This is a genomic window from Microvirga sp. HBU67558 (assembly GCF_018069605.1).
GTDB classification, from domain to species: Bacteria; Pseudomonadota; Alphaproteobacteria; order Rhizobiales; family Beijerinckiaceae; genus Microvirga; species Microvirga terrae.
In genome coordinates, this window is record NZ_JAGPUP010000558.1 from 107,172 (window position 1) to 113,183 (window position 6,012).

The 6,012-nt window shown below is 67.7% G+C and carries 6 protein-coding genes; 4 read left to right on the forward strand and 2 right to left on the reverse strand.

The window, feature by feature from the left end; translation table 11 throughout:
- Positions 1-5: 5 nt before the first annotated feature.
- Positions 6-620 (reverse strand): HdeD family acid-resistance protein, encoded by a 615-nt coding sequence (locus KBI52_RS28095; RefSeq protein WP_173948013.1) that lies wholly within the window; start codon positions 618-620, stop codon positions 6-8.
- Between the two features lie 203 nt (positions 621-823).
- The gene (locus tag KBI52_RS28100) at positions 824-2,335 is read right to left on the reverse strand and encodes a phosphatidylserine/phosphatidylglycerophosphate/cardiolipin synthase family protein (RefSeq protein WP_210812418.1); all 1,512 of its coding nucleotides are present in this window, start codon (positions 2,333-2,335) and stop codon (positions 824-826) included.
- 261 nt (positions 2,336-2,596) lie between these two features.
- Here KBI52_RS28100 and pal point away from each other — a divergent pair, with 261 nt between their 5' ends.
- The 4 genes from pal to KBI52_RS28120 all read left to right on the forward strand — a co-directional run.
- Positions 2,597-3,103: a peptidoglycan-associated lipoprotein Pal gene (gene pal, locus KBI52_RS28105; RefSeq protein ID WP_173948011.1), complete on the forward strand. Its 507-nt coding sequence runs from the start codon at positions 2,597-2,599 to the stop codon at positions 3,101-3,103.
- A 226-nt stretch (positions 3,104-3,329) separates the two neighbouring features.
- Positions 3,330-4,340 (forward strand): tol-pal system protein YbgF, encoded by a 1,011-nt coding sequence (ybgF, locus tag KBI52_RS28110; RefSeq protein WP_210812419.1) that lies wholly within the window; start codon positions 3,330-3,332, stop codon positions 4,338-4,340.
- Between the two features lie 30 nt (positions 4,341-4,370).
- Positions 4,371-5,390 (forward strand): tRNA lysidine(34) synthetase TilS, encoded by a 1,020-nt coding sequence (tilS, locus tag KBI52_RS28115; RefSeq protein ID WP_210812420.1) that lies wholly within the window; start codon positions 4,371-4,373, stop codon positions 5,388-5,390.
- A 145-nt stretch (positions 5,391-5,535) separates the two neighbouring features.
- Positions 5,536-6,012: ATP-dependent metallopeptidase FtsH/Yme1/Tma family protein (locus KBI52_RS28120; protein WP_210812421.1), on the forward strand; the 477-nt coding region annotated here is incomplete at its 3' end.

The following is a 6,012-nucleotide window of genomic DNA, read 5'->3' on the forward strand; positions in this document are numbered from 1 at the left end:
CTTATTCAGGCGGCCATCGGGGCTGCGCTGCCGGTCTCGTCCTTGTGGCCCTTGAGCTTGAAGGCGAGGACCAGGAGGGAGATGCCGAAGACGAGCGCATAGGCGCCGAGCCACCAGGTCAGCACCACGGCGCCGACGAGGGGGGCGAGCAGCAGCGCGACGCCGAACAGCACCGACACGATGCCGCTGAAGATCAGCCAGCCGCGGCCGTAGGTCGGGTTGAGCTTGAACGCGGCCACGATCATCAGGACGCCGGTGATCAGCGACCACACGGCCATCAGGGTGACGAAGAACAGGACCGTCAGCCCGGGCATGATGAACGCGACGACGCCGACCAGGATGTTGAGGATGCCCTCGAGGATCAGAAGGCCCCAGCGCTGGTTGTTGGACGCGGCCCGGACCGCCGCCACGATGCCGAACACGCCGTCGACCAGCATGTAGGCGGCGAAGACCCAGACCAGGGACAGGAGCGTGGCTCCCGGCGAGAAGAAGGCGATGAGGGCAAAGATGATCGCAAAGACGCCGCGGAGCGCCAGAGCCCACCAGTTCTGCGCCAGAAGCTGGCTCATGGCGTGGGTGCGATCAAGGGTGTTGAAAGAGCCGGTGGTGCCTGTAGCCATAGGAGTCCTCCTCGAAAAGGGACGCACTGCTTTCAGCATCGGACGTGGCATGCGGATCTCCAGTCGGGACCCATCCGATGTTCACTCCCCTGGGGCGCATTCTGATGACGTCTTGCTGACGCGGTCCTTCCGGCCCGCGCGATGCGCCTGCTCGAGGTCAACGCCAAGCTTGACCGTTGGTTTCCTTTTATTCTTCTCGATGCCTATTCGCCGGGCGCCGTCTCGTTCTGCTTGATCTTGCTCAGTTTGCGCCGGAGGGCAAGCTTCCGGTGCCTCAGGCGCACCCGCCGCTTGAGCCGGAAGGCGCGGATCAGGAGCGCGATCCCGAGCCAGGCCAGCACGATGACGATCGGAGAGACGATCACGACAGGGAAGGCCGTGACCAGCGCGGCGAGGGCCAGGAATGCGAAGCCGATGATCGCGACGCTGCTCGCCTCCGTGGCCGTGAGGGAGCGGGATCCGACTGCCTTGCCGACCGTGCTCGACAGCGCCAGGGCGCCGGCCGCGAGCCTGCGCACGCCGCCTCTCTTGAAGCGATGGCCGCGGCGCGAGCGCATGTTCCTGGCCTGGCGCCGCCTCGACTGCCAGCCGGGGACGATCTCCGTCGCGTTGGCTAGATCCTCCAGGTACATCGCCTCCATGGCCTCGGCGAAGCCCGGATCCTCGACCACCACGTCGAGCTCCCAGTTCGTCGCCCAGCTGGCGATGTTGAGGTTGGTGGACCCGACCCGGGCCCAGCGTCCGTCTACCACCGCCGTCTTGGCGTGGAGCATCGAGCCGTTCCATTCATAGACCCTGATGCCGGCTTCGATGAGGGAGCGGTAGCCGGCCCGCACCACCGGCTGCAGGGCCGGCACGTCGCTCGATCCGGGAACGAGGAGACGCACGTCCACGCCGTCTCGCGCCGCTTCCCCCAGGGCCTGCACGTAGGACGTGGTGGCGACGAAATAGGCGTCGGTGAGCCAGAGGTTGCGCTGGGCGGTCGCGGCGATGAACTGGTCGACCCGGTAGGTACGGAACATGCCGGGCTCGCCGCTGATGACCCGCGCCGCCACGGAACCGGCATGCGGGATCAGGTCGGCGTGGGGCATCTCGGACCTCGGGATCGGCTTCATGCCGGCGAGAACCCAGCTCTCGGCGAAGGTCGCGTCGAGATCCGCCACCACGGGCCCTTCCAGGGACAGGCCCGTATCACGCCATGGTTCGTGGCCGTTCTTGCCGACCCAGTTGTCCGAGATGCACAGACCGGACACGAAGGCGATGCGCCCGTCGACGGTGATCAGCTTGCGATGGTCGCGGCGAACCCAGAACGGGTCGGTCAGCCGGGGAGGGTTGAAGACCCGGGCCTCGACCCCGGCCTCGCGCAGGCGTCGCCAGTAACGGGGCAGGGCGCGGAAGGAGGATCCGAGCCAGTCGTAGAGCACCCGGACCCGCACGCCGGCACGGGCCCGCTCCATGAGGGCTTCCGCGAAGGCCTGGCCGGTCTCGTCGTCCGCGATGATGAAGTTCTCGAAATGGATCACGGTCCGCGCCGACCGGATCGCCTCCAGCCAGGCCGGGTAGTTCTCCCGCGAGTCCCGCAGCAGGGCGATGGCGTTGCCGTGGCGCAGGTCGCTGTCGGCGATGCGCGAGAACGCCCTCTCCAGACGGAGATCGTCCAGGGCTTGGCGATAGGGATGTCCGCGGCTTCCGGACTGGGTCGTCACGATATTCATCACCTCTCAACGCTCGAGACGCACAATCGGCAGCAGCCGAGCTTCGCGTGGACCACCTTGCGGGATGACCTTACGATAGGAATGAAGAACGCCGCATGAAGGTTTTTACGGGCGGTTAACCCTAACCCGAACTTCCACAACTTGGCCATAATTCACCTTAATCCCGCATGTCTCCTCACGGTTGACGGAACCCTCCTTTAACCATCCTCCCGATATGAAAGACACAACGTTCGGCAAACGTATGTGTAAGGAGTATTGCCAATGATGACGCTGCGCGCCGTCAAGTTCGCCGCTGCTATCGTCCTCGCCCTCGGGGCGGCGGCGTGTTCGTCCAACAAAGATGGCATGGCCGATGGAGCTGGAGCCGGAGGCTTCGGGGCCGGCGGCGCCGCCACCCCGGGCAGTGCCCAGGATTTCGTCGTCAACGTGGGCGACCGCGTGTTCTTCGAGACCGACTCGACCGACCTGACCCCCACGGCCGTCGCCACCCTCGACAAGCAGGCGCAGTGGCTGCAGCGCTATCCGAACTACACCTTCATCCTCGAAGGCCATGCGGACGAGCGCGGCACCCGCGAGTACAACTACTCGCTCTCCGCCCGCCGCGCCCAGGTCGTCCGCGACTATCTCATCTCCCGCGGCATCCCGGGCAACCGTTTCCGCACCGTGTCCTACGGCAAGGAACGTCCCGTCGCGGTCTGCAACGACATCTCCTGCTGGTCGCAGAACCGCCGCGCGGTCACCGTGCTCGGCGGCGGCGCCGGGGCATAAAGCCTCACCCGGCGCATCGTGCCGACAAGTGGATCCGGTTTTCCGCCCGGACGATGCGCTCTTCAATGAGGGAGCATTGGCTTTGATCCCACGAACCGGGTCCATGGTCGGGTTCGGGTCTCGAGTTCAAGCTCTCGTGACATCGCAAAGCGCCGCCACGGTATCGCCGTGGCGGCGCTTTTGTGTTATCGGCCTCCTCGTCCGAGGACCCTCACGGTATCCCAGCATGTTTCGACGTCTGTTTGTCTTTTTCGCCTTTGCCTTGGCTCTGGCTGCAACTGCGGTCTCCCCTGCCGCTGCGCAGGATGCCGCCGATGCGATCGTGCGCCTGAACCGGCTCGAGAGCCAGTTCCGCCAGCTCTCCGGCCAGATGGAGCAGCTTCAGCACGAAAACCGCCAGCTCAAGGAGCAGCTCCGCAAGTTCCAGGAGGACGTGGAGTTCCGCTTCCAGGAAGGCCGTGGCGGTTCTCGGCCTTCGTCGCCCAACACCACGCCGGCACGCCCGGCGCAGCCCCAGGCCCAGCCGGCCCCAGCCCAGCCGCAGCGCCGCAGCGACGTGTTCGATCCGTCCGAGACGCCGGACGCTCCCGGGGCGCCCCGGCCGCTCGGCACCACGACCCCGTCTGCCCCTCTGACGGCGGATGCGGGCCGTCCCATGCCGCTGCCCGGCGGGCGGCTCGCCGGGATCGGCGACCTGATCGAGCAGGACGAGGAGGGCGGCCTCGACGGAGTTCCGATGGATGGCGGCGGTGCGCACGAGCGTGTCGCCGGGCTGCCGCAGGGAGCCCTTCCCCAGCCCCAGGGTGCCCTGGCCGAGCGGCCGGGCCCGAGCGTCGCGGCAACGAGCGTCGGCAACCCTCGCTCCGATTTCGATGCCGCCTATGCCTCCTTCGCGCAGAAGCAGTACGACCAGGCCGAGATGGGCTTCCGCCGTTTCCTGCAGTCCAATCCCCGCGACAAGCTGGTGCCCGAGGCGACCTTCTGGCTGGGCGAGACCTACCTCCAGCGTAACCGCTACCGCGAGGCCGCCGAGCAGTTCCTGAACGTCACGGCCGAACACCCCGACGCCGCCAAGGCGCCCGATGCCCTGCTGCGGCTCGGCATCTCGCTGAACGGGCTCGGAGCCAAGGACCGCGCCTGCGCGGTCTTCGCCGAGCTCGACCGCAAGTACCCCCAGGCCTCGGCCCCCGTGCGCCAGGCCTCCGACCGCGAGCAGAAGCGCATCAAGTGCAGCTGAGCCGCTGACCGATTCTGCGTGGGCCGAGTGATGGCCTCTCCTCCGCCCCCCGAGGACGCGCTCTCGGATGATGGGCTGGAGCGCCTTTTCGCCTCTCTGAGCCAAGCCTCGGGCATCGTTGCCGCCGTGTCGGGCGGGTCCGATTCGACTGTCCTGATGCATCTGCTCGCCCGCTGGGCCGCATCCGGCTCACGGCCTCCTGTCCTGATCGCCACCGTCGATCACGGCCTGCGGCCGGAAGCCGCCGCCGAGGCCGTGTTCGTCGGGTGGGAAGCCGCCGCCTTGGGCCTGCCGCACACGATCCTCGCCTGGACCGGCGACAAGCCGCGGACGGGCATCCAGGAGGCGGCGCGCGAGGCGCGCTACCGGCTCCTCGTCGGACATGCCCTCCAGGCCGACGCGACCCATCTCGTCACCGCCCATACCCGCGACGATCAGGCCGAGACGGTGCTGATGCGGATGGCCCGGGGCTCGGGCCTTGCGGGTGTTGCCGGCATGCGCCGCGAGACCGACCGGTCCGGTATCCGGCACGTGCGCCCCCTGCTCGACTGGCCGAAGGCTGCCCTCCTCGATCTCTGCCGGGAGCGGGGCTGGCCCTTCGTGGAGGATCCGTCCAACGCCAGCGAGCTTTACGCCCGCGTGCGCTGGCGCAGGCTCATGCCGCTCCTGGCCGCGGAGGGGCTCGATGCCGAGCGGCTGGCGCGCCTCGCCGGGCGAGCCGCCCAGGCCGAGGAGGCGCTCGGCCTCAAGGCGCGCGAGGTTCTGGACCAGGCGGATCCGATCTTCGAAGGCAACTGTCTCTCGTTCCAGGCCGGCATCCTTGCAAGCGAGCCTTTCGCCATTGCCGTCCGGGCGCTGGATCAGGCCCTGGTCAGGGCGGGTTTCGAGGCCGGCCGTCTCGACCGGCTCGAAGCCTGTACGGAGCGGCTCCGGGACGCCCTCAGGGCAGGGGAGGGCTCGAGCCTCACCATCGCCGGCGCCCTCGTGCGGCTCAATCGCGCGGGGCGGGTGTCCATCCGGCCGGAACCGCCCCGGCGCCGGGGCCGTTAGCCGAATCTCTTAGCCAACGTTATCGGATCGCGCCCCATGGGTGCCGCATTCCCTTGGCAAGGCGGGACGGTGTGCCTACATTGAGTTTAACCGTGCGGGGAGATCTCCCTGCGCTTCATCTCCCTCTGGGGCAGAACCTGATCCGATGAATTCAAATTTCCGCAACTTCGCCTTGTGGGTCGTCATCTTCCTCCTGGTGCTGGCGCTCGTGACCCTTTTCCAGAGCCCGGGCCAAAGGGGCGGCGGCAGCGATATCGCCTACAGCCAGCTCCTCAGCGAGGCCGATGCCGGACGCATCACCAGCGTCGTCATCTCCGGGCCGGAGATCAGCGGCACCTACACGGACGGGCGCACCTTCACGACTTATGCGCCGAGCGACCCGATGCTGGTCACCAAGCTGCAGCAGAAGGGCGTGCAGATCACGGCCCGCCCGCAGTCGGACTCGACCCCCTGGTTCATCGCGGTCCTCATGAACATCCTGCCCATCGCGCTCTTCATCGGGGCCTGGGTGTTCCTGTCGCGCCAGATGCAGAGCGGCGCCGGCCGGGCCATGGGCTTCGGCAAGTCCAAGGCGAAGCTCCTGACCGAGGCGCATGGCCGCGTCACCTTCGACGACGTGGCG